We start from the raw sequence: 22,109 nt of genomic DNA on the forward strand, positions 1-22,109 counted from the left end.
GGCGGCGGCTCCAGTACGACGGCTGCGGCGGGCGGTACCGGTTCACCGTTCCCCGGGAGCCGGGGCGGGGTGCGGTGGGCGGGGCGGTCGCCGTCGCTAAATCACCCGTAGGGGTGGCCCCGGACGGGGGCCACCCCTACGGGTGCGCGGTGGTGGGGGCGCCGTGGTGTCAGATGCCCGCCCGTGCCGAGAGGTCCCGCTTGAGGGCGGCCAGGGTCCGGGCGGCGGTCGCGTGGGCCGTGGGGAGGCCGGCGTGGGACGACACCGGGACGACCACCTCCAGGTAGCACTTCAGTTTGGGCTCGGTGCCGCTGGGACGGACGATGACCCGGGCGCCGTCGAGGGTGTAGCGCAGCCCGTCGGTGGGGGGCAGCGTGTCGGTGCCCCGCGTGAGGTCCTCGGCGCCGGTGACGGCGAGGCCCGCGAGTTCCGTCGGGGGGTGCTCGCGCAGGCGCCGCATCGCGTCGGCGATGACGGAGAGGTCCTGGACCCGGACCGAGAGCTGGTCGGTGGCGTGCAGGCCGTGTTCGACGGCCAGGTCGTCGAGGAGGTCGAGGAGGGTGCGGCCCTCCTCCTTGAGGACCGAGGCCAGTTCGGTGATCAGGAGGGCCGCGGTGATGCCGTCCTTGTCCCGGACGCCCTCCGGGTCGACGCAGTAGCCGAGGGCCTCCTCGTAGCCGTAGCGCAGGCCGTCGACGCGGGCGATCCACTTGAAGCCGGTGAGGGTCTCCTCGTACGGCAGCCCGGCCTTCCGGGCGATCCGGCCGAGGAGGGAGGAGGAGACGATCGACTCGGCGAACACACCGGTCGCGCCGCGGCGGACCAGGTGGGCGGCGAGCAGCGAGCCGACCTCGTCGCCGCGGAGCATGCGCCACCGGCCGTCCTGCCGGACGGCGGCGGCGCAGCGGTCGGCGTCCGGGTCGTTGGCGATCACCAGGTCCGGGTCGGTGGCGCGGGCCTTCGCGAAGGCCAGGTCCATCGCGCCGGGCTCCTCCGGGTTGGGGAAGGCGACGGTCGGGAAGTCCGGGTCCGGGTCGGCCTGTTCCCCGACGAGGACGGGGGCGGGGAACCCGGCGCGGGCGAAGGCGGCGAGGAGGGTGTCCTTGCCGACGCCGTGCAGGGCGGTGTAGACCGTGCGCGCCGTGCGGGGGGAGCCGGGGGCCAGGACGGCGTCCGTGCGGGCCAGGTAGGCCTCCAGGACGGTGTCGTCGAGGGTCTGCCAGCCGGTGTCGGGGCGGGGGACGTCGTGGAGACTGGCGATCGCGTCGATCTCCGCGGCGATCTCGGCGTCGGCGGGCGGCACGATCTGGGAGCCGTCGCCGAGGTACACCTTGTACCCGTTGTCGCGGGGCGGGTTGTGGCTGGCGGTGACCTCCACCCCGGCGACCGCGCCCAGGTGCCGTACGGCGAACGCCAGGACCGGGGTGGGCAGGGGGCGGGGGAGCACGACGGCGCGGAGGCCGGCGCCGGTCATGACCGCGGCGGTGTCGTGGGCGAAGTCGGCGGACTTGTGGCGGGCGTCGTAGCCGACGACGACGGTGCCGGTGCCCTGGCCCCGCTTCCCGAGGTACGCGGCGAGGCCCGCGGCGGCGCGGATCACGACGGAGCGGTTCATGCGCATCGGGCCGGCGCCCAGCTCGCCGCGCAGGCCCGCGGTGCCGAACTGGAGGGTGCCGCTGAAGCGCTCCCGCAGTTCGTCGACGTCACCGGCCTCGATGAGCTTGGCCAGCTCGTCGCGGGTGTCCGGGTCCGGGTCCTCGGCGAGCCAGGTCCTGGCCCGGGCGGTGAGATCGTCTTGCACGGTCGGTCTCCAGGTGTCGTGTGGTTCGCGTGGACGCGGACGCCCGCGGCGCCTGCGGAACGCCCCGAGGGGGCGCGGGGAACTGCGCGGTCGGCCGCGACGGTCGCGCAGACGCCCTGCGACCGCGCGCGGCACCCCCTGCCGGGTCCCTCAGAGCCTGCCGAGCACCTGCGCCAGCAGGGAACCCATCCGCGCGGCGCTGTCGCGGCCCGCCTGGAGGACCTCCTCGTGGTTGAGGGGCTCGCCCGTCATGCCGGCGGCGAGGTTGGTCACCAGGGAGATGCCCAGGACCTCGGCGCCCGCCTCGCGCGCGGCGATCGCCTCCAGGACCGTCGACATGCCCACCAGGTCCGCGCCGATGACGCGGGCCATGCGGATCTCGGCCGGGGTCTCGTAGTGCGGGCCGGGGAACTGGGCGTAGACGCCCTCTTCGAGGCTGGGGTCGACCTCCTTGCACAGGGCGCGCAGGCGGGGGGAGTAGAGGTCGGTGAGGTCGACGAAGTTGGCGCCGACGATGGGGGACGTCGCCGTCAGGTTGATGTGGTCGCTGATCAGGACCGGCTGGCCGGGGCGCATGCCCTCGCGCAGGCCGCCGCAGCCGTTGGTGAGGATGATCGTCTTGCAGCCGGCGGCCACGGCGGTGCGCACGCCGTGGGCGACGGAGGCGACGCCCCGGCCCTCGTAGAAGTGCGTGCGGCCCAGGAAGACCAGTGCGCGCTTGTCACCGATGGAGTACGAGCGGATCGTGCCGCCGTGCCCCTCGACGGCCGGCGGCGGGAAGCCGGGCAGCTCGGTGACCTGGAACTCGGCGTCGGGAGCGCCCAGGGCGTCGACGGCGGGAGCCCAGCCGGAGCCCATCACGAGGGCGACGTCGTGGGTCTCGGCGCCCGTGAGCCCGCGCAGGCGCTCGGCGGCCGCGCGGGCGGCGGCGTGGGGGTCGCCCTGGATGTCGTCCGGAAGAAGAGATGCGTTCACGCCGATGAGGGTAGCCGGTCTGGGCCTACGCGCGTAGATGACAGAGCTCACGGGAAGGCGATCGTTGTCTTGTCGTTTCCAACGAGAGGTGTGACCCCGGTGACTTTTGGGGTGGCTGCGGGTGGTCTGCGGGGTTCGGTTCAGCAGGGGCGCTTGCGCAGTTCCATCACGTAGTCGTGCGGGGCGCCCGCGGACTCCGCCGCGTCGGCGATCTCGCCGAGGTAGCGGGCCGAGGGGAGGCCGCCCTCGTAGCCGTCGAGGACGTAGAGCCAGGCGCTCTCCTCGCCCTCCAGGGTGTGCACCCGCACCCGGGCCCGGCGGTAGATGCCCAGGCCGACGCCCTCCCAGCGGTCCAGGGGCTCCTCGTCCATCGCGGCGATGTCGTAGAGGCCGACGAAGACCTGGGCGAGGGGGTCCTCGACGATCGTCGCCAGGGAGCCCTCCCAGCCCATCTGCTCGCCGCCGAAGGTCAGCCGCCATCCGTTCAGCCAGCCGGTGGCGCGCAGCGGTGAGTGCGGGGCGCGGCGGGACATCAGCCGCGCGTCGAGATTGCCGGCGTACGCGGCGTAGAGCGACGACATGGGGAGAGGGTACGGCAGCCGTCACGTGTGTCACTCCCGTCCCGGGGAGGGACCCGGGCAATAGCACCTTGAAGCGTGCGGGACAATGGAGTACGTGACTCGGATCGTGATCATCGGTGGCGGACCCGGCGGCTATGAAGCGGCGCTGGTGGGCGCCCAGCTCGGCGCGGAGGTGACCGTCGTCGACTGCGACGGTCTGGGCGGAGCGTCGGTGCTGACCGACTGCGTGCCGTCGAAGACCCTTATCGCTACGGCCGAGGTCATGACGACCTTCGACTCGTCGTACGAGGAACTGGGGATCATCGTCGCCGACGACACCCCGCCGCTGGAGCAGGCGGCCCGGGTGGTCGGGGTCGACCTGGGGAAGGTCAACCGGCGGGTGAAGCGGCTGGCGCTGGCCCAGTCGCACGACATCACGGCCTCGGTGACGCGTGCGGGCGCGCGGGTCATGCGGGGGCGGGGGCGGCTGGAGGGCATGCAGGCCCTGGACGGGTCGCGCAAGGTCGTCGTCACCACCGCGGACGGGAGCGAGGAGACCCTCGTCGCCGACGCGGTGCTGATCGCCACCGGCGGGCACCCGCGGGAGGTCCCGGACGCGCTGCCCGACGGCGAGCGCATCCTGAACTGGACCCAGGTGTACGACCTGACCGAGCTGCCCGAAGAGCTGATCGTGGTCGGGTCGGGTGTGACCGGTGCCGAGTTCGCCGGCGCGTACCAGGCCCTGGGGTCCAAGGTGACGCTGGTGTCGTCGCGGGACCGGGTGCTGCCGGGCGAGGACCCGGACGCCGCCGCCGTCCTGGAGGACGTCTTCCGGCGCCGCGGCATGAACGTCATGGCGCGCTCGCGGGCGGCCGCCGCCAAGCGGGTGGGGGACCGGGTCGAGGTCACCCTCGCGGACGGCCGGGTCATCAGCGGGTCGCACTGCCTGATGGCCGTGGGCGCCATTCCGAACAGCGCGGGGCTCGGGCTGGAGGAGGCGGGCGTCAGGCTGCGCGACTCCGGGCACATCTGGACCGACAGGGTGAGCCGGACGAGCGCGCCGGGCGTCTACGCCGCCGGTGACGTGACCGGTGTCTTCGCCCTCGCCTCGGTGGCCGCCATGCAGGGGCGCATCGCCATGTACCACTTCCTGGGCGACGCGGTGGCCCCGCTGAACCTGAAGACCGTCTCGGCGAACGTCTTCACCGACCCGGAGATCGCGACGGTGGGCTGCACGCAGGCCGACCTGGACGCCGGGAAGATCGACGCGCGGGTGGTGAAGCTGCCGCTGCTGCGCAACCCGCGCGCCAAGATGCAGGGCATCCGGGACGGCTTCGTGAAGCTGTTCTGCCGGCCGGGCACGGGGATCGTGGTGGGCGGTGTGGTGGTCTCGCCGCGCGCCTCGGAGCTGATCCACCCGATCTCGATCGCCGTTGACAACAATCTGACGGTCGAACAGATCGCGAACGCGTTCACCGTCTATCCGTCCCTTTCGGGGTCGATCGCGGAGGTCGCGCGGCAGCTGCACACCCGGAAGGCCGGCAGCGAACTCTGACGGCCGGATCCGACTCCCCGCTGGTCACGGGGAGTTGTCGAGCATGCGTACGGCATAGGCGGGGTGGGTAGGTCCTATACCACTTCCACCCCTGCCGTGCGAACAACTTCCGCTATTCCTCGCAAACTGCTGAAAGCAGACGGTCGTTGGGGTTACTGTCAGTTTCGTGTTCGCTGCAGAACGTCGCCAATTGATCCTCGAAATGGTGCGAGCGAACGGGGCCGTGTCGCTCCGTGAGCTCGCCCGCGTCGTCCAGACCTCCGAAGTGACCGTACGGCGGGACGTGCGCGCACTGGAGGCAGAAGGACTCCTCGACCGCCGGCATGGCGGTGCGGTATTGCCGGGCGGTTTCACGCGGGAGTCCGGCTTTCCGCAGAAGTCTCATCTCGCGACCGCCGAGAAGACGGCCATCGCCGATCTCGCCGCGGGGCTCGTCGAAGAGGGCGAGGCCATCGTGGTGGGGGCGGGTACCACCACCCAGGAACTCGCCCGCCGTCTGGCGAGAGTCCCGGGTCTCACGGTCGTCACCAACTCACTGTTGGTCGCGCAGGCGTTGGCCCATGCCAACCGGGTCGAGGTCGTGATGACCGGCGGCACCCTGCGCGGTTCCAACTACGCGTTGGTCGGCTCCGGTGCCGAGCAGTCCCTCCAGGGGCTGCGCGTCTCGAAGGCCTTCCTGTCGGGCAGTGGCCTGACGGCCGAGCGGGGGCTGTCCACGTCCAACATGCTGTCGGCGTCCGTCGACCGGGCGCTGGTGCAGGCCGCCTCGGAGGTCGTGGTCCTCGCCGACCACACCAAGCTCGGCACCGACACGATGTTCCAGACCGTGCCGACCGACCTCATCACCCGACTGGTCACGGACGAGCCGCCGGCCCATGACGACCGTGCGGCCACCGAGCTCCAGGCCCTGGCCGATCAGGGGGTGCAGATCGCCGTGGCCGGGGCGGCGGGAAGCCCGGGGGGTGATCAGGTCCCGGCGCGGCAACAACAGCACCAACAGCGTCGGGACGTCTCTCTGCCGGGGCCCCGCAGGAGCCAGGTGCCGGGCAACGGACTGCGCCCGGCGTCGGTGCTGGGCGAGCCGCCGGCGGGGGCCGAACAGCGGGGGCGGGTCGCCGACATGCGGCGGCGCTAGCCGCGCGCGGTCGGGTGCCGCGCCCCTCAGGTAATCCCACGCAACGTCAGTTCCAGCAGTCTGTCTGCCAGCCCCGGATCCTCGGGCGACTCCTCACTTGCCAGGGCGATGGCATGTGTGAGTCGGAGCAGATCACCGATGCGTACGTCGGTACGCACCGCACCCGCCTCCTGGGCGCGCGTCAGCAGCGCCGCGCCCGCCTCCCTCATCGGGGTGCCGCAGCGGGACAGGGCCGACTCCGACGACGCCGACATCAGCGCCTTCGACAGGCCCCGGTACTCCGCCGCGTGCGTGACCACCTTGTGGAGCCAGGTCAGCAGGGCCCGACAGGGCTCCGGAGCGGTCAGCAACCCCCTTGCCAGGGTCAGGAGTTCGTTCACCGCGTCCTCGAAGACCGCGCTCATCAGCGCGTGCCGGTTCGGGAAGTGGCGGTAGAGGGTACCGATGCCCACACCCGCCCGCCGGGCCACGTCCTCGAGCGAGGCGTCCGTCCCGTGCTCGGCGAACAGGGCACGTGCCTCCACGAGCAGCCGGTCGTGATTCCGGCGGGCATCGGCGCGCATGAAACGGTCCGGGAAGTCGGGCGCCCGGCGAACCGGTGCGGTGTTCGCCGGGCGGTGCGGGGCGGCGGGTGTCAGTCCTTGATCTCGCAGATCACGGCGCCGGAGGTGAGGGAGGCGCCGACCTCGGCGGACAGGCCCTTGACGGTGCCGGTCTTGTGCGCGTTGAGCGGCTGCTCCATCTTCATCGCTTCGAGCACGACGATCAGGTCGCCCTCCTTGACCTCCTGGCCCTCCTCGACGGCGACCTTGACGATGGTGCCCTGCATCGGGGAGGCGAGGGTGTCGCCGGAGGCGACGGGGCCGGACTTCTTGGCGGCGCGGCGCTTGGGCTTGGCGCCGGCGGCGAGGCCGGTGCGGGCCAGCGTCATGCCCAGGGACGCGGGCAGCGAGACCTCCAGGCGCTTGCCGCCGACCTCGACGACCACCGTCTCCCGGCCGCTGTCCTCGTCGGCCTCGGCGTCGGCCGGGGCGGCGAAGGGCTTGATCTCGTTGACGAACTCGGTCTCGATCCAGCGGGTGTGGACCGTGAAGGGGTCCTCGGAGCCGGTGAGCTCGGGGGCGAACGCCGGGTCGCGGACGACGACGCGGTGGAACGGGACGGCGGTGGCCATGCCCTCGACCTGGAACTCGTCCAGCGCGCGGGCGGCCCGCTGGAGCGCCTCGGCGCGGGTGCGGCCGGTGACGATCAGCTTGGCGAGCAGGGAGTCCCAGGCGGGGCCGATGACCGAGCCGGCCTCGACGCCCGCGTCCAGGCGGACGCCCGGGCCGGTGGGCGCGTCGAACCGGGTGACCGTGCCGGGGGCGGGCAGGAAGTTGCGGCCCGGGTCCTCGCCGTTGATGCGGAACTCGAAGGAGTGACCGCGCAGCTCGGGGTCGTCGTAGCCGAGCGCCTCGCCGTCCGCGATGCGGAACATCTCGCGGACCAGGTCGATGCCGGCGACCTCCTCGGTCACCGGGTGCTCGACCTGGAGGCGGGTGTTGACCTCCAGGAAGGAGATCGTGCCGTCCTGGCCGACCAGGAACTCGCAGGTGCCGGCGCCGACGTAGCCGGCCTCCTTGAGGATGGCCTTGGACGCGCGGTACAGCTCGGCGACCTGGGCCTCGGAGAGGAACGGCGCGGGGGCCTCCTCGACGAGCTTCTGGTGGCGGCGCTGGAGCGAGCAGTCACGGGTGGAGACGACGACCACGTTGCCGTGGGAGTCCGCCAGGCACTGGGTCTCCACGTGCCGGGGGCGGTCCAGATAGCGCTCCACGAAGCACTCCCCGCGGCCGAAGGCGGCGACCGCCTCGCGGACGGCGGAGTCGTAGAGCTCGGGGACCTCTTCGAGGGTGCGGGCGACCTTCAGGCCGCGTCCGCCGCCGCCGAAGGCGGCCTTGATGGCGATGGGCAGGCCGTGTTCCTCGGCGAAGGCGACGACCTCGTCGGCGCCGGAGACCGGGTCGGGCGTGCCGGCGACCAGCGGGGCACCGGCCCGCTGGGCGATGTGACGGGCCGCCACCTTGTCGCCGAGGTCGCGGATGGCCTGCGGCGGCGGGCCGATCCAGGTCAGACCCGCGTCCAGCACGGCCTGCGCGAACTCGGCGTTCTCCGAGAGGAAGCCGTAGCCCGGGTGGATGGCGTCCGCGCCGGCCTCACGGGCCGCGTTCAGGACCTTGTCGATGTCCAGGTAACTGGTGGCCGGGGTGTCACCGCCCAGGGCGAACGCCTCATCCGCGGCGCGGACATGCAGAGCGTCCCGGTCGGGGTCCGCGTAGACGGCCACGCTCGCGATCCCTGCGTCCCGGCAGGCCCGGGCCACACGGACAGCGATTTCGCCACGGTTGGCGATGAGCACCTTGCGCACGATTGAGGCTCCCTCCTTGAAACAAGCCGAGTTTAGGGACTGCCGACGAGGCACTTCGACCCGTCCCCAATGGTGAGCTTGCCCACACGGAGCGTGATACGAGGCTCGCCCGACCCGCGAAAGCCCTTGTCGTACCTCGGTACGCAGGACTCCTTCGGAAAACCCTAGCCCCGTCATGTGGTCAAGGTCTCTGTGAGAGCGTGCCGCGCCCCACTCCGTTTCTTTGTCGAGTCCCTACGAATGGCCCAACGTTTCTTTGCTGCCGACCGGCCCCTTGTCCCGCGGTTTACCCGTTAGTAGCGTTCGCGATGTCTTGAACGAACTTCAGGTGACAGCGGTCTTCCGGCCGTGAACGAGAGTGGGTGGGGACCGGTGGTGCGCAGACCGGTGGCGTGGCTCGTGGCGGTCGTACTCTTCGCCGAGGCGCTCGGGATCGCGGCACTGAACTGGTTCATGGGGGTGGTCGTCGACCGGCAGGACATGTCCCTGGCCGGCCTGGACCCTGACGGGATGTCGCTGTCCGCGAAGATCGGGGCCGTCGTCTTCGGCCTCTACTTCGCGCTCTGCGCCCTGGTGGCCCTGCTGGTGGCCGTGCGCAACCGTCCGCCCGCCGGTCTCGGGCGCGTCCTGCTGATCAGCGCCGCGGTCGTGCACGCCCTGCTGGGCGCCGTGGCGTGGGGCCTGATCGGCTGGACCGCGTTCCTCTGCATGGTGGTCGTCCTCGCGCTCGTCGTCCTGCTGCTGATGACGTACGACCGGGTGGACGGCCCGGGCGTGGCCGGCGACACCGACGGCGGTACCGACGGCGGTACGGACGGGGCGGAAGGGCCGGACGAGGCCGGCGGGGCCCACGGGCCGGAAGGGCCGGAGGGGACGGACGAGGCCGGTTCCGGTCCGCGGGACGGCGTCGGGCCGGTCACTCCGCCGGCGCCCACAGCTCCGTGATGCCGACGCCCAGCTCCGCGAGCAGGCGGCGGACCAGGGGCATGCTGATGCCGATCACGTTGCCGTGGTCGCCGTCGATGCCGTCGATGAACGGCGCGCTGCGGCCGTCCAGGGTGAACGCGCCCGCGACGTAGAGGGGTTCGCCCGAGGCGACGTACGCGGCGATCTCCTCGTCGGTGGGCTCGCCGAAGCGGACGACGGTGGAGGCGGTCGCCGACACGTACCGCTTGCTCGCCGTGTCCCAGACGCAGTGCCCGGTCTGCAGGGTGCCGGCACGGCCCCGCATCGACTTCCAGCGGGCGGTGGCCTCCTCGGCGTCGGCGGGCTTGCCGAGGGCCTCGCCGTCGAGGTCCAGCACGGAGTCGCAGCCGATGACGAGGGCGCCCTGCACCTCCGGGCGGGCGGCGACCACGGACGCCTTGGCCTCGGCGAGGGCGAGGGCGAGGTCGGCCGGGGTGGGGGCGGTGACGGCGTCCTCGTCTACGCCGCTGACGATCACCTCGGGGGCGAGGCCCGCCTGACGCAGGAGGTTCAGCCGGGCGGGGGACTGGGAGGCGAGGACGAGTCTGCGCATGGCGCCAGGGTAGTGGCTGCGGGCTATCGGACGCCCAGCACGAGCATCAGCACCAGCATGACCACGGCCAGGAACACACCGAGCCGCCGGAGGGTGTTCTGCATGTCCCGCAGTTCCTTCGGCGGCTCGTCCTCGGGGTCCGACCACAGCATGGCACCAGCGTGCGGCCCGGCCGGGGTGCGGCGCCTGAGTAGGCGTACTCAGATCGGCGCCCGGGGTTCCTCCCGCTCAGCCCGGCCAGTAGGTGCGGGTCCATGCGCTCCGGCCCGGCCGGGGGACCCGCTGCCGGGCGATGCGGGCCGGGTCGGACCATGCGTCCTTCGTCCCCGGGGCCTGGTCCGGGACGGCCGCCGCCATGGCCGCCGCCCTCGCCCTGACCACCGCCAGCGCGGCGGCCAGCTCCTCCGGGGTCGGGTTGCCCCGTACGACCTTGATCGTCACAGCGGCTCCTTAGAGGGGGATGTTGCCGTGCTTCTTCGGGGGCAGGGACTCGCGCTTGGTGCGCAGCTGGCGCAGGCCCCGTACGACGTGGCGGCGGGTGTCGGACGGCATGATCACCGCGTCGACGTAGCCCCGCTCGGCGGCCGTGTAGGGGTTGAGGAGGGTGTCCTCGTACTCCTGGATCAGCCGGGCCCGGACCGCCTCGGCGCTCTCGGCGTTCTCGCCGTTCGCCGCGGCCTCGGCGAGCGTGCGCCGGTGCAGGATGTTGACCGCGCCCTGGGCGCCCATGACGGCGATCTGGGCGGTCGGCCAGGCGAGGTTGAGGTCGGCGCCCAGGTGCTTGGAGCCCATGACGTCGTAGGCGCCGCCGAAGGCCTTGCGGGTGATGACGGTGATCAGCGGGACGGTGGCCTCGGCGTAGGCGTAGATCAGCTTGGCGCCGCGGCGGATGATGCCGTCGTGCTCCTGGTCGACGCCGGGCAGGAAGCCGGGGACGTCGACGAAGGTGAGGACCGGGACGTTGAAGGCGTCGCAGGTGCGGACGAAGCGGGCCGCCTTCTCGCTGGCCTTGATGTCCAGACAGCCGGCGAACTGCATCGGCTGGTTGGCCACGATGCCGACCGGGTGGCCCTCGACGCGGCCGAAGCCGGTGACGATGTTCGGCGCGAACAGGGACTGCGTCTCGAAGAACTCGCTGTCGTCCAGGACGTGTTCGATCACCGTGTGGATGTCGTACGGCTGGTTGGCGCTGTCCGGGACCAGGGTGTCCAGCTCCAGGTCCTCGCCGGTCACGGCGAGGTCGGCCTCCTCCGGGAAGACCGGGGGCTCGGAGAGGTTGTTGGACGGCAGGTAGGACAGCAGCTGCTTGACGTACTCGACGGCGTCCTTCTCGTCGCCGGCCATGTGATGGGCCACGCCGGAGACCGAGTTGTGGGTGCGGGCGCCGCCCAGCTCCTCGAAGCCGACGTCCTCGCCGGTGACCGTCTTGATGACGTCCGGGCCGGTGATGAACATGTGGGACGTCTGGTCGACCATGACCGTGAAGTCCGTGATGGCCGGGGAGTAGACCGCGCCGCCGGCGCACGGCCCGACGACGAGCGAGATCTGCGGGATCACACCGGAGGCGTGGGTGTTGCGGCGGAAGATCTCGCCGTAGGCGCCCAGCGAGGCCACGCCCTCCTGGATGCGCGCGCCGCCGGAGTCGTTGATGCCGATGACCGGACAGCCGGTCTTCAGCGCGAAGTCCATCACCTTGACGATCTTCTGGCCGTAGACCTCGCCGAGGGCGCCGCCGAAGACCGTGAAGTCCTGGGAGAAGACCGCGACCGGACGGCCGTCGACGGTTCCGTAGCCGCTGACCACGCCGTCGCCGTAGGGCCGGTTCTTCTCCAGCCCGAAGTTGGTGGAGCGGTGCTGCGCGAACTCGTCCAGTTCGACGAAGGAGTCCTCGTCGAGCAGCAGCTCGATCCGCTCACGGGCCGTCAGCTTGCCCTTGGCGTGCTGCTTCTCGACGGCGCGCTCCGAACCGGCGTGTGTCGCTTCGTGGACACGGCGCTGGAGATCCGCGAGCTTCCCCGCGGTCGTGTGAATGTCGATCTCTTCCGGCTCGGACATCGGGATGCGGCTCCCTGCCTGCTCAAAAGGGGGGACGGTTACTCATCCGTAGAGTAGTGGGGCGCCTACCAAACGGCAGTGCGGCGTACAACACACCTAGGGTGGCTTGCATGACGCCCCGGGATGCAGCAGACGGCAACAACAATCCTTGGTCCGACCTGGACCGCCCACCACTCAAGGAGACGGGGCTGCGCAGGGCCCTGGTACGGGACGGGGGGCACGGGGGTCTCTACCGCGACGTCGTGGTCGTGGCGCGCACCGGATCGACCAACTCCGACCTCGTGGCCCGGGCCCTCGCGGGGGACGCCGACGAGGGCGTCGTACTGGTCGCCGAGGAGCAGACGGCGGGGCGGGGACGGCTGGACCGCCAGTGGACGGCGCCCGCGCGCTCGGGGCTGTTCTTCTCGGTGCTGCTGAAGCCGGCCGAGGTGCCGGTGGCCCGCTGGGGGTGGCTGCCGCTGCTCACGGGGGTGGCGGTGGCGACGGGGCTGGCGCGGGCGGCGGGCGTCGACACGGCGCTCAAGTGGCCCAACGACCTCCTGGTCACCGTGGACGGCGAGGAGCGCAAGGCCGGCGGCATCCTCGCGGAGCGGGCCGGTACGGACGCCGTGGTGGTCGGCGTCGGTATCAACGTCACGCTCCGCGCCGCGGAGCTGCCGGTGCCCCTGGCGGGGTCGCTGGCGCTGGCCGGGGCGGTGAGCACGGACCGGGAGACCCTGCTGCGGGCCGTGCTGCGGTCCCTGGAGGACTGGTACGGCCGGTGGCGCGCGGCGGGCGGCGATCCGGGCGCGAGCGGGCTCCAGGAGGCGTACGCGGCGGGCTGCGCCACGCTGGGGCGGTCGGTGCGGGCGGAGCTGCCGGGGGACCGGTCGCTGGCCGGGGAGGCGGTGGCCGTCGACGGTGACGGGCGCCTGGTGATCGCGACGAAGGAGGGTGTGCAGGAGCCGGTGGGAGCGGGCGACATCGTCCACCTGCGACCGGCGTGAGGGGCTTTCGCCTCCTCCCGCCCCCTGATTCCGGCCCACCTCACGAAGTGAGCTACCGCACAGCTGCCGTAGAGTTGAGGCCGGTCGGTATGTGACCGCGGCAGATCGGAAGGGCAGCAGGCGTGACCGTCGACGACACGGGCTCCGGCGAGGGCGCGGACGCCGCCGACTCCGGCGAGGACCCCCTCGCGCTGCGCCTCGAAGGCCTGATCCTCGGCGCCGAGCGCCGCTACACCCCATTCCAGGCGGCTCGCAGCGCCGGTGTCTCCATGGAGCTGGCGTCGAGGTTCTGGCGCGCCATGGGCTTCGCCGACATCGGGCAGGCCAAGGCGCTCACCGAGGCCGACGTGCTGGCCCTGCGCCGGCTCGCCGGTCTCGTCGAGGCGGGCCTGCTCAGCGAGGCGATGGCGGTGCAGGTCGCGCGGTCGACCGGGCAGACCACCGCCCGTCTGGCCGAGTGGCAGATCGACTCCTTCCTGGAGGGCCTGACCGAGCCCCCGGAGCCGGGCATGACCCGGACCGAGGTCACGTACCCCATCGTCGAACTGCTGCTCCCCGAACTGGAGGAGTTCCTCGTCTACGTCTGGCGCCGCCAGCTCGCCGCCTCGGCGGGCCGGGTCGTGCAGGCCGCCGACGACGCGGAGATGGTGGACCGGCGGCTGGCCGTCGGCTTCGCCGACCTCGTCGGGTTCACCCGGCTGACCCGCCGGATGGAGGAGGAGGAGCTCGGCGAGCTGGTGGAGGCGTTCGAGACCACCGCCGCCGACCTGGTCGCGGCCCGTGGCGGGCGGCTCGTCAAGACCCTCGGCGACGAGGTCCTGTACGCCGCCGACGACGCCGGTGTCGCCGCCGACATCGCGCTGCGTCTGGTCGAGACCATGGCGAACGACGAGACGATGCCGGAGCTGCGCGTGGGCATGGCCTTCGGCACCGTGACCACCCGGATGGGCGATGTCTTCGGTACGACGGTCAACCTCGCCTCCCGTCTGACCTCGATAGCTCCCCGTGACGCCGTGCTCGTCGACTCCGCCTTCGCCGAGGAGCTGATCCGCTCCGGCGAGGCCCCCGCCTCGGAGGCGGAGGCCGCGGAGGCCGCCGCCGCGGCGGAGAAGGAGGGCGAGGAGCCCCCCGTCTACCGCTTCGCCCTCCAGCCGATGTGGCAGCGCCCGGTACGCGGCCTGGGCGTCGTGGAACCCTGGCTCCTCACCCGCCGCGACACGGAGTCGTAGGGCCCCGCCCCGCACGCCGGCCGCCGCACCCCGCGACGCCCGGCACACACCCCACGCCGCGCCTTCCGCCACGGCTCGCGGGCGCCCCGGGGCGCCCGCGACGGCTCCCCGCGGCGCCCGGCACGCACCCTCGCCGCACGGCGCGCAAGGCCAGGTGGCTCCGCCGCATGACCCTCCGCACCGCACACCGAGGGCAAGCAGCGAACGCCGCTCCTTCTTCCACGGAGATTCATCAGAAGCGCCCTAGCCTCCGGCCGCCGACAGCGGGTCCACGCAGAGGCCGACGACGGGCAGGCAGACGCCAGGGCCGGGCTCGTGGGTGGCGGGGGCCGCGGGTGCGGTGGCCGGCGGGGGCGTGGTGGCGGCGGGTGCGACCGGGGCGGTGGTGGTCCGGCGGGTGCGGTCCGTCGGGATCGTGGTCGGGACGGGGACGGTGGTCCGGCCGGGCAGCGCGGTCGGCGAGGCGGACGGCGCCGGCGCGGCCGCGGGCGGTGCCGTGGTCCCGCCGCCCGTCGCGGTGGGGGCCGACGGTGTGGTCGTGGCGGGCGGGCCGGCGCTGGCGGGCGTGTGCGCCGGGAGGCCGGTCGCGTGCGCGGTCGGATCGAGCCGGGGCTCCGCCTCCGCCGTGCCGGGCGCGCCGGTCCCGCCCTCCGGGGTCATCCGGACGAGGCTCAGCACACCGGCGGCCAGCGCGAGCCCCCCGGTGGCGAGCAGCACCCTGCGGAGCCGGGGCTTGCGGTGCCGTCCCCGGCCGCCCAGCGACGGAATCCCGGCCCTTCCCGTCATGACGCGCCTCCCTCCCCGCCGCGCGCCCCCGGTGCGCCACGGCGAGCGCACGGTATGCGCTGCTGTGCGGCGTGCGCCCGGAGTCTCCCGGGTTGTCACTCGAACGAGTGTGGCCGGGGACGGCGGTGCCCCCCTTTCCCCTGCCCGGCCCTGCTGCGATGATCGGGGCGGCAGGGTTAACCATCGTTAACGCATGGGCACGTCGAGCGGAGGGTGACATGAGCGAGGAGCGGTACGGGGAGTTCGTGCTGGTACGCAGGCACGGTCACGTCGCGGAACTCGTACTGGACCGCCCCAAGGCCATGAACGCGGTGTCGGTGGCGATGGCCCGCTCGGTCATCGCCGCGTGCGCCGCGCTCGGCGCCGACCGGGACGCGCGCGTGGTGGTGCTGACCTCGTCGCACGAGCGGGCCTTCTGCGTCGGCGCCGACCTCAAGGAACGCAACTCGATGAGCGACGCGGAGCTGCTCGGCTCGCGGCCGCTGTCGCGCGGCACCTACACCGGTGTGCTGGAGCTGCCGATGCCGACGATCGCCGCCGTGCACGGGTTCGCGCTGGGCGGCGGCTTCGAACTGGCCCTGTCCTGCGATGTGATCGTCGCCGACGGGACGGCCGTGGTGGGGCTGCCGGAGGTGTCGGTGGGCGTGATCCCGGGCGGCGGGGGCACCCAGCTGCTGCCGCGCCGGGTGGGGTCGGCCCGGGCGGCGGAGCTGATCTTCTCGGCGCGCCGGGTGGAGGCGGTGGAGGCGCGCGAGCTGGGCCTGGTCGACGAGCTGGTGGAACCGGGCCGGGACCGGGAGGCCGCGCTGGCGCTCGCGGAGCGGATGGCGGCGAACTCGCCGGTCGGGCTGCGGGCGGCGAAGCGGGCGCTGCGGCTCGGGCACGGACTCGACCTGAGGACCGGCCTGGAGGTCGAGGACGCGGCGTGGCGCACGGTGGCCTTCTCCGGGGACCGGGCCGAGGGCGTCGCGGCCTTCAACGAGAAGCGGAGCCCGCGGTGGCCCGGGGAGTGAAGCGCGCCGCGGCCGGCCTCGCCGCCGCAACACCTGTTCGCCGCACCAACGTCCCGAATCGGTTGAATCATCCCTAACCTGGAGTAATGGGTGAGGACAACCGGCTGGCCGCCGTCGTGGCGCTGGCACAGGGCATGGCTGCGGCTCACACCTCACACGAGTGCTGGCAGGCCGCCGCGGCCGGTGCCTGCCGCGCGCTGGACGGCAGCTTCGCCGCGCTCTCCGTCTGGGAGCGCGAGCTCGGCCGGCTGCGGGTCCTCGTGAACGTCGGCGAGCGCGCCCCGGACGAGGAGGAGTTCCCGGACGCCGAGGCCTACCCGGTGCACCAGTTCCCGGAGATCACCGAGTTCCTGCACGAGCGCTGGGCCGGCGGCGGCGGCCCCAACGCCTGGGTGGAGACGGCCGAGGGGCCGGGCGCCGGGCGCCCCGGCTACTCGCACCGGCGGGTGGACGCCCTGCGCCGCCGGGGCCGCGGCTGCTGCCTGGTCGCCCCGGTGGTGCTGCACGGCAGGGCCTGGGGCGAGCTGTACGTGGCCCGCGCCGTGCACGCCCCCGTCTTCGGCCGCGCCGACGCCGACTTCGCCACCGTCCTCGCCTCGGTGGTCGCCGCCGGGATCGCCCAGACCGAGCGGCTGGAGGAGGCCCGGCGGCTCGCGTACACCGACGCGCTCACCGGGCTCGCCAACCGCCGTGCCGTCGACGTACGGCTCGACGAGGCGATCGAGCGGCATCGCGCCGACGGGGCCGTGGTGAGCCTCGTCGTCTGCGACCTCAACGGGCTGAAGAAGGTGAACGACACCCGGGGCCACGCCGTCGGCGACCGGCTCCTCGAACGCTTCGGCTCCGTGCTGTCGCTGTGCGGCGCGATGCTGCCGGGCGCGCTCGCCGCCCGGCTCGGCGGGGACGAGTTCTGTCTGCTGGCGGTCGGTCCGCCGGCCGACGAGGTGGTCGGCGCGGCCGGTGAACTCTGCCGCCGGGCGGCCGAGTTGGAGCTGGGGGAGGGGGTCGCGTGCGGGGTCGCCTCCACCGCCGACCCGATCGGTCCGGTGCGCTCGGCCCGGCGGCTGTTCCGGCTCGCCGACGCGGCCCAGTACCGGGCGAAGGCGCTGCGCGCGGACCGGCCCGTGGTGGCGGGGCGGGAGGGGCCCGACGACCCGGTCGTGCGGCTGGCCGACGCGCCCCCGCCGGAACGGGCCGAGCGGCGCAGCTTCCGCGGGCGCCGGGGCCTGTGACGCGGGGGGTGTGTGACGGAGAAGTAAGGGGCGGACCCGCACCCCAGTAGTGACAGCGGCTGCATTCAATGCGTACGCTCCTGAATATGGATATGCACACTGTGGTGGTGGGGACGTCCGGTGTCACCGCGTCCGACGTCCTCGCCGTGGCGCGCGGCGGCGCCCGCGTCGAACTGTCGGGAGAGGCGGTCACGGCGCTCGCGGCGGCCCGCGAGATCGTGGACGCCCTGGCGGCCAAGCCGGAGCCCGTCTACGGCGTCAGCACCGGCTTCGGCGCCCTCGCCTCCCGCCACATCAGCCAGGAGCTCCGGGCCCGGCTACAGCGCAACATCGTCCGCTCGCACGCGGCCGGCATGGGACCGCGGGTCGAGCGCGAGGTCGTACGGGCCCTGATGTTCCTGCGGCTGAAGACCGTCTGCTCCGGGCACACCGGTGTGCGTCCCGAGGTCGCCCGGACCATGGCCGACGTGCTGAACGCCGGCATCACCCCGGTCGTCCACGAGTACGGCTCGCTCGGCTGCTCCGGCGACCTGGCCCCGCTGTCGCACTGCGCCCTGACGCTCATGGGCGAGGGCGACGCCCAGGGACCGGACGGGGTGGTCCGGCCCGCCGGCGAACTGCTCGCCGAACACGGGATCACGCCCGTCGAACTGCGCGAGAAGGAGGGGCTGGCGCTCCTCAACGGCACCGACGGCATGCTCGGCATGCTGGTCATGGCCCTGGCCGACCTCGACACGCTCTACAAGTCGGCCGACGTCACCGCCGCGCTGAGCCTGGAGGCGCTGCTCGGCACGGACAAGGTCCTCGCGCCCGAACTGCACGCGATCCGGCCGCACCCCGGGCAGGGCGACAGCGCCGCCAACATGCTCGCCGTGCTCAAGGGCTCCCAGCTGACCGGGCATCACCAGGACGACGCGCCGCGCGTCCAGGACGCGTACTCGGTGCGGTGCGCCCCGCAGGTCGCCGGGGCGGGCCGGGACACCCTCGCGCACGCCCGGCTGGTCGCCGAGCGGGAGCTGGCCTCGGCCGTCGACAACCCCGTGGTGCTCCCCGACGGACGGGTGGAGTCCAACGGCAACTTCCACGGCGCGCCGGTCGCCTACGTCCTCGACTTCCTCGCCATCGCCGCCGCCGACCTCGGCTCCATCGCCGAGCGGCGGACCGACCGGCTGCTGGACAAGAACCGCAGCCACGGGCTGCCGCCGTTCCTCGCGGACGACGCCGGTGTCGACTCCGGGCTGATGATCGCCCAGTACACGCAGGCGGCGCTGGTGAGCGAGCTGAAGCGGCTCGCCGTTCCGGCGTCCGCCGACTCGATCCCCTCCTCGGCGATGCAGGAGGACCACGTGTCCATGGGCTGGTCGGCCGCGCGCAAGCTGCGGACGGCCGTGGGGAACCTGGCGCGGATCATCGCGGTGGAGCTGTACGCGGCCACCCGGGCGATCGAGCTGCGGGAGGGGCTGACACCGGCGCCGGCCTCGCTGGCCGTGATCGGCGCGGCGCGCTCCGCGGGGGTGCGGGGGGCCGGGCCGGACCGGTACCTGGCGCCGGACCTGGCCGCGGCGGAGGAGTTCGTGCGGAGCGGTGCCGTCGTCACCGCGGCGGAGACGGTGACCGGGCCGTTGCGGTAGCGCGCCGGGTGCGGGTGCGGGTGCGGGTGCGGTGCGGGTGGGTGGGCCGGGTGCGCGGTTTGAGGGGGGCTCAGCCCAGCTTCGCCGACTGGGCCTCGATCACCGCCGTCGGCACGGTGTACGTCTTGTCGGCCATCATCGCGCCGATGTTCATCGTGTAGTACGTCGCGAGGGTGTTGCCGTGGCGGACGACCTCGGCATGGAGGGGGGCCGTGTCGCCGTCCGTGGCGGTGACGGCGGTGAAGGCGACCGCCTCGTCGCCGGTGCCGGACGGCTCGGCCGCCGTCACCTTCGTGACCTTCTGCTCGTCGCCGGACGTGCCGCCCGTGAAGCCGGACGCGCAGGCCCCGACCGCCGTGGACAGGGCCCTCATGGCCCGCCGCGCGCCGTCCCCGTCGTACGACGACAGGTCGAGGGAGGTGACGTCCAGGTCCATCGAGTCCTTGAGCGCGGCCTGGAAACTGCCGTCGGCCAGGTCGTCGAGGGAGGTCGCGTCGTCGGTGGGGTCCTTCCTGGCCTCGGTCACCGTGCGGCCGATCTCCGCGGCGGCCTCGGCCGGCGCGAGGCCGGTGAGGACGTAGGCCAGCGGGCGGCACCTCTCGTCGCTGCTGCGGACGCGGCTCCTGGCGGGGGCGGCCTCGCCGATCGTGTTGACCTTGTAGCCGTCGACCTCGCCCTGCGTGAGGATCCGCTGCCGCAACTGGCCGGTGCTCAGCGCCTTCACCGAGGCGGCGGCCGAGGCGGGGGCCGCGTCCGGGGAACTCCCTTCGGAACAGCCCGTGATGAGAGCGAGGGACAGCGCGCCGCCGGTGGCGAGGGCGCGGACCCGCCCGCCCGTGGATCTCTTCATGGTCAGGACTCTGGGACCGGAGTCAAAGAAGGGTCAAGCGATTTAAAATTCCAGCCGCTCCCGGCGCACCGAATAGACCACGAAGCCCGCGCCGACCGCGAGGAAAAGGGTGCCGGCGACGACGTACGGCGTGGTGTCCGGGCTGCCGGTGTCGGCGAGCCGGGTGGCGTCCCCGGTCGCCTCGGAGGTGGCCCGGGACAGCGCCCTGGCCTGCTGCGTGACCTGTGTCGCCGTGCCCTGCGACGTGCCGGTTCTCGCCGGGGCGTCCTGCGACGCGTTGGCGGACGGGACGAACCACAGCGCGCACAGGAGCGTGCCTGCGGCGGTGGCGGTCAGCAACGGGCGGCGTGCGGATGACACGGAATATCGATCCCCTTGTGACGCTGGCGAATTGGCCGTGTGGAGCGATGTTAGTGAAAATCGCGGGTCACGGGAAAGTCACGGGACGATTCGGCCGTACGCTCCGGGCATGAGCACTCCAGAGACATCACGTTTTGTGCGGCTTCGGGTGGAGCTGGTCCTCGAGGTCGAGGACGCGGACGCGGTCACCAAGGCCGCGCTGCGCCGGCTCGCCGACGACCCCGAGCTGCCGGGCGAGGAGCGGGCGCACGCCGAGGCGGCTGTGACGGAAGACACCGCCGAGGCCCTCGCCTATCTCGTCGATCCGTTCGACCTGGTCAGTGAGGTGCCCGGGATCGAGCTCCAGCAGGCCTCCTGGTCCAGCGAGCGGATTTCCTACGATCCGGATTCGCCGGACTGGGATCTGGACGATGATGATGACGAGGACGACGACGAAGAAGAGGGCGGCATCGGCTGAGCGTTCCGGGGAACCTGTGACCCCGGACGGCAACCGCCGTCCGGGGTTTCGTCGTCTCAGGGAGCGCACGGACCGATCCCTCCCGCACCTGCCGCCCCGGCGGACGTGGTGTGCCCCACACCTCCGAAGAATGTGGAACGGGACCGAGCGGCCGTAGCGTTGAAGATTCTCAACGGGGAACTCTCGGTGTGTTCGCGGACTCGGCAACGATGGAGAAGCGTGTGATGACGGACAGTAAGCGGCGCAAGGGCCTGGTGGCCGCGTCCGCACTGCTCGGCGGTGTGCTGGTGCTCACGGCGTGTTCCGGCAGCGACGACAAGTCGTCCTCCGGCGGCGGCGACAGCTCGCAGTCCCAGGCGGACGCCGCGGCGGCCAAGAAATCGTCCAAGGCCGACATCACCATCACACCCAAGGACGGCTCCGACAACGCGTCCATCAACAACTCGGCCGCCGTCACGGTCAGCAAGGGCACCCTGACCAGCGTGTCCATGACCACCGCCGACGGCACCGCGGTCGCCGGCTCCCTGTCGGCCGACAAGACGAGCTGGAAGCCCTCCGCCCAGCTGGAGCGGTCCACCACCTACAAGGTGGCGGCCGAGGCCAAGGACTCCGCGGGCCTGGTCGCGCACGAGAACGCGTCCTTCACCACGGTCTCCCCGACCAACAGCTTCATAGGCACCTTCACCCCGGAGGACGGCTCGACCGTCGGTGTCGGCATGCCCGTGTCGATCAACTTCGACAAGCAGATAACCAACAAGGCCGCCGTCCAGAAGGGCATCACGGTCAGCTCCAGCAGCGGCCAGGAGGTCGTCTGCCACTGGTTCTCCACCCAGCGCATGGACTGCCGTCCCGAGGACTACTGGAAGGAGAACTCCACCGTCACGCTGAAGCTCGCGCTCGACGGTGTCGAGGGCGCCTCCGGTGTCTACGGCGTCCAGCAGAAGACGGTCACCTTCCACATCGGGCGCAACCAGGTCTCCTACGTCGACGCCAAGACCAAGGAGATGAAGGTCACCCAGGACGGCAAGACCATCAAGACCATCCCGATCTCGGCCGGTTCGCCCGAGAACAAGACGTACAACGGCATCATGGTGATGTCCGAGAAGTTCAAGGAGACGCGCATGAACGGCGCGACCGTGGGCTTCACCGACAGTGACGGCAAGGGCGAGTACGACATCAAGGACGTGCCGCACGCCATCCGCCTCACCAGCTCCGGCACCTTCATGCACGGCAACTACTGGGGCGCCAAGTCCGTCTTCGGCTCCGTGAACACCAGCCACGGCTGTGTCGGCCTCTCCGACACCAAGGGCGCCGACGACACCAGCACGCCCGCCTACTGGATGTACACGCACTCGATCGTCGGTGACGTCGTGGTCGTCTCCAACACCGGCGACAAGACGGTCGCCCCCGACAACGGCCTCAACGGCTGGAACCTCAGCTGGGCCGACTGGAACGCCGGCTCGGCCGTCTGACGCACAGCAACCCCACAGCAGTCCGGTGCCGCCCCCAGGGGCGGCACCGTCATTTCTGGGGTCCGGCACAGCCTTCTCATGCTTCT

At 72.5% G+C, this 22,109-nt stretch carries 22 protein-coding genes; 10 read left to right on the forward strand and 12 right to left on the reverse strand.

The window, feature by feature from the left end; translation table 11 throughout:
* Window positions 1-169: 169 nt before the first annotated feature.
* From ACZ619_RS23995 to ACZ619_RS24005, 3 genes are all read right to left on the reverse strand, one after another.
* Entirely contained in the window at window positions 170-1,801 is a 1,632-nt protein-coding gene (locus ACZ619_RS23995) for a phospho-sugar mutase (protein ID WP_469602393.1), read from the reverse strand.
* Window positions 1,802-1,951: 150 nt separating this feature from the next.
* On the reverse strand, window positions 1,952-2,776 hold the full coding sequence (locus ACZ619_RS24000; protein WP_469602396.1) for a purine-nucleoside phosphorylase: 825 nt from the start codon (window positions 2,774-2,776) through the stop codon (window positions 1,952-1,954).
* 140 nt (window positions 2,777-2,916) lie between these two features.
* Window positions 2,917-3,357 carry a gamma-glutamylcyclotransferase family protein gene (locus ACZ619_RS24005; protein WP_469602399.1) on the reverse strand — a complete coding sequence of 147 codons (441 nt, stop codon included), beginning with the start codon at window positions 3,355-3,357 and terminating at the stop codon, window positions 2,917-2,919.
* Window positions 3,358-3,442: 85 nt separating this feature from the next.
* Here ACZ619_RS24005 and ACZ619_RS24010 point away from each other — a divergent pair, with 85 nt between their 5' ends.
* Both ACZ619_RS24010 and ACZ619_RS24015 read left to right on the forward strand, forming a co-directional pair.
* On the forward strand, window positions 3,443-4,891 hold the full coding sequence (locus ACZ619_RS24010) for an NAD(P)H-quinone dehydrogenase (protein WP_469602401.1): 1,449 nt from the start codon (window positions 3,443-3,445) through the stop codon (window positions 4,889-4,891).
* A gap of 166 nt (window positions 4,892-5,057) precedes the next feature.
* Window positions 5,058-6,026: a DeoR/GlpR family DNA-binding transcription regulator gene (locus tag ACZ619_RS24015; RefSeq protein ID WP_469602403.1), complete on the forward strand. Its 969-nt coding sequence runs from the start codon at window positions 5,058-5,060 to the stop codon at window positions 6,024-6,026.
* Window positions 6,027-6,052: 26 nt separating this feature from the next.
* On the opposite strand, the gene ACZ619_RS24020 is transcribed toward ACZ619_RS24015, so the two are convergent.
* Both ACZ619_RS24020 and ACZ619_RS24025 read right to left on the reverse strand, forming a co-directional pair.
* A complete protein-coding gene (locus ACZ619_RS24020; RefSeq protein ID WP_469602406.1) occupies window positions 6,053-6,589 on the reverse strand; it encodes a TetR/AcrR family transcriptional regulator in 537 nt (178 codons plus the stop codon).
* A gap of 71 nt (window positions 6,590-6,660) precedes the next feature.
* A complete protein-coding gene (locus tag ACZ619_RS24025) occupies window positions 6,661-8,433 on the reverse strand; it encodes an acetyl/propionyl/methylcrotonyl-CoA carboxylase subunit alpha (RefSeq protein ID WP_469602408.1) in 1,773 nt (590 codons plus the stop codon).
* A 372-nt stretch (window positions 8,434-8,805) separates the two neighbouring features.
* Between ACZ619_RS24025 and ACZ619_RS24030 the strand changes: the two genes are divergently transcribed.
* Window positions 8,806-9,378, forward strand: a complete 573-nt coding sequence (locus ACZ619_RS24030; protein ID WP_469602848.1) for a hypothetical protein — start codon at window positions 8,806-8,808, stop codon at window positions 9,376-9,378.
* On the opposite strand, the gene ACZ619_RS24035 is transcribed toward ACZ619_RS24030, so the two are convergent.
* From ACZ619_RS24035 to ACZ619_RS24050, 4 genes are all read right to left on the reverse strand, one after another.
* Window positions 9,350-9,952: a Maf family protein gene (locus tag ACZ619_RS24035; RefSeq protein WP_469602409.1), complete on the reverse strand. Its 603-nt coding sequence runs from the start codon at window positions 9,950-9,952 to the stop codon at window positions 9,350-9,352. The two genes, ACZ619_RS24030 and ACZ619_RS24035, sit on opposite strands and share 29 nt — an antisense overlap.
* Window positions 9,953-9,975: 23 nt before the next feature.
* Window positions 9,976-10,104, reverse strand: coding sequence for a morphogenic membrane protein MmpB (gene mmpB, locus ACZ619_RS24040; RefSeq protein WP_469602412.1), 129 nt, complete (start codon window positions 10,102-10,104; stop codon window positions 9,976-9,978).
* A gap of 76 nt (window positions 10,105-10,180) precedes the next feature.
* Window positions 10,181-10,393, reverse strand: coding sequence for an acyl-CoA carboxylase epsilon subunit (locus ACZ619_RS24045; RefSeq protein ID WP_469602414.1), 213 nt, complete (start codon window positions 10,391-10,393; stop codon window positions 10,181-10,183).
* 9 nt (window positions 10,394-10,402) lie between these two features.
* Window positions 10,403-12,007, reverse strand: coding sequence for an acyl-CoA carboxylase subunit beta (locus ACZ619_RS24050; RefSeq protein WP_469602417.1), 1,605 nt, complete (start codon window positions 12,005-12,007; stop codon window positions 10,403-10,405).
* A gap of 110 nt (window positions 12,008-12,117) precedes the next feature.
* Between ACZ619_RS24050 and ACZ619_RS24055 the strand changes: the two genes are divergently transcribed.
* Window positions 12,118-12,993 (forward strand): biotin--[acetyl-CoA-carboxylase] ligase, encoded by an 876-nt coding sequence (locus tag ACZ619_RS24055; RefSeq protein WP_469602419.1) that lies wholly within the window; start codon window positions 12,118-12,120, stop codon window positions 12,991-12,993.
* A gap of 122 nt (window positions 12,994-13,115) precedes the next feature.
* Window positions 13,116-14,222, forward strand: coding sequence for an adenylate/guanylate cyclase domain-containing protein (locus ACZ619_RS24060; RefSeq protein ID WP_469602422.1), 1,107 nt, complete (start codon window positions 13,116-13,118; stop codon window positions 14,220-14,222).
* Between the two features lie 243 nt (window positions 14,223-14,465).
* Here ACZ619_RS24060 and ACZ619_RS24065 read toward each other — a convergent pair whose 3' ends face one another.
* The gene (locus tag ACZ619_RS24065) at window positions 14,466-15,008 is read right to left on the reverse strand and encodes a hypothetical protein (protein WP_469602425.1); all 543 of its coding nucleotides are present in this window, start codon (window positions 15,006-15,008) and stop codon (window positions 14,466-14,468) included.
* Window positions 15,009-15,226: 218 nt separating this feature from the next.
* On the opposite strand from ACZ619_RS24065, the gene ACZ619_RS24070 reads away from it, so the two are divergent.
* The 3 genes from ACZ619_RS24070 (at window position 15,227) to hutH (ending at window position 18,884) form a co-directional block, all read left to right on the forward strand.
* Entirely contained in the window at window positions 15,227-16,021 is a 795-nt protein-coding gene (locus ACZ619_RS24070; protein WP_469602431.1) for an enoyl-CoA hydratase/isomerase family protein, read from the forward strand.
* 86 nt (window positions 16,022-16,107) lie between these two features.
* Entirely contained in the window at window positions 16,108-17,253 is a 1,146-nt protein-coding gene (locus ACZ619_RS24075; protein ID WP_469602435.1) for a GGDEF domain-containing protein, read from the forward strand.
* 92 nt (window positions 17,254-17,345) lie between these two features.
* On the forward strand, window positions 17,346-18,884 hold the full coding sequence (gene hutH / locus ACZ619_RS24080) for a histidine ammonia-lyase (protein WP_469602851.1): 1,539 nt from the start codon (window positions 17,346-17,348) through the stop codon (window positions 18,882-18,884).
* A 70-nt stretch (window positions 18,885-18,954) separates the two neighbouring features.
* Here hutH and ACZ619_RS24085 read toward each other — a convergent pair whose 3' ends face one another.
* Both ACZ619_RS24085 and ACZ619_RS24090 read right to left on the reverse strand, forming a co-directional pair.
* Complete coding sequence (locus ACZ619_RS24085; RefSeq protein WP_469602438.1) at window positions 18,955-19,734, reverse strand: hypothetical protein; 780 nt, start codon at window positions 19,732-19,734, stop codon at window positions 18,955-18,957.
* Window positions 19,735-19,776: 42 nt separating this feature from the next.
* Complete coding sequence (locus ACZ619_RS24090; RefSeq protein ID WP_469602440.1) at window positions 19,777-20,094, reverse strand: hypothetical protein; 318 nt, start codon at window positions 20,092-20,094, stop codon at window positions 19,777-19,779.
* A 109-nt stretch (window positions 20,095-20,203) separates the two neighbouring features.
* Between ACZ619_RS24090 and ACZ619_RS24095 the strand changes: the two genes are divergently transcribed.
* Both ACZ619_RS24095 and ACZ619_RS24100 read left to right on the forward strand, forming a co-directional pair.
* A complete protein-coding gene (locus ACZ619_RS24095) occupies window positions 20,204-20,551 on the forward strand; it encodes a hypothetical protein (protein WP_469602443.1) in 348 nt (115 codons plus the stop codon).
* A 224-nt stretch (window positions 20,552-20,775) separates the two neighbouring features.
* On the forward strand, window positions 20,776-22,023 hold the full coding sequence (locus ACZ619_RS24100; protein WP_469602446.1) for a L,D-transpeptidase: 1,248 nt from the start codon (window positions 20,776-20,778) through the stop codon (window positions 22,021-22,023).
* Window positions 22,024-22,109 lie beyond the last annotated feature (86 nt).

This window comes from Streptomyces sp. NPDC104367, from assembly GCF_055583825.1.

Coding starts and splice junctions, on each gene's coding strand:
- ACZ619_RS24035 (WP_469602409.1), bottom strand. CDS start 9,952: ATGCGCAGACTCGTCCTCGCCTCCCAGTCCCCCGCCCGGCTGAACCTC.
- ACZ619_RS24050 (WP_469602417.1), bottom strand. CDS start 12,007: ATGTCCGAGCCGGAAGAGATCGACATTCACACGACCGCGGGGAAGCTC.
- ACZ619_RS24070 (WP_469602431.1), top strand. CDS start 15,227: ATGAGCGAGGAGCGGTACGGGGAGTTCGTGCTGGTACGCAGGCACGGT.
- ACZ619_RS24075 (WP_469602435.1), top strand. CDS start 16,108: ATGGGTGAGGACAACCGGCTGGCCGCCGTCGTGGCGCTGGCACAGGGC.
- ACZ619_RS24085 (WP_469602438.1), bottom strand. CDS start 19,734: ATGAAGAGATCCACGGGCGGGCGGGTCCGCGCCCTCGCCACCGGCGGC.
- ACZ619_RS24100 (WP_469602446.1), top strand. CDS start 20,776: ATGACGGACAGTAAGCGGCGCAAGGGCCTGGTGGCCGCGTCCGCACTG.
- mmpB (WP_469602412.1), bottom strand. CDS start 10,104: ATGCTGTGGTCGGACCCCGAGGACGAGCCGCCGAAGGAACTGCGGGAC.
- ACZ619_RS24020 (WP_469602406.1), bottom strand. CDS start 6,589: ATGCGCGCCGATGCCCGCCGGAATCACGACCGGCTGCTCGTGGAGGCA.
- hutH (WP_469602851.1), top strand. CDS start 17,346: ATGCACACTGTGGTGGTGGGGACGTCCGGTGTCACCGCGTCCGACGTC.
- ACZ619_RS24065 (WP_469602425.1), bottom strand. CDS start 15,008: ATGACGGGAAGGGCCGGGATTCCGTCGCTGGGCGGCCGGGGACGGCAC.
- ACZ619_RS24005 (WP_469602399.1), bottom strand. CDS start 3,357: ATGTCGTCGCTCTACGCCGCGTACGCCGGCAATCTCGACGCGCGGCTG.
- ACZ619_RS24095 (WP_469602443.1), top strand. CDS start 20,204: ATGAGCACTCCAGAGACATCACGTTTTGTGCGGCTTCGGGTGGAGCTG.
- ACZ619_RS24010 (WP_469602401.1), top strand. CDS start 3,443: ATGGAGTACGTGACTCGGATCGTGATCATCGGTGGCGGACCCGGCGGC.
- ACZ619_RS24055 (WP_469602419.1), top strand. CDS start 12,118: ATGACGCCCCGGGATGCAGCAGACGGCAACAACAATCCTTGGTCCGAC.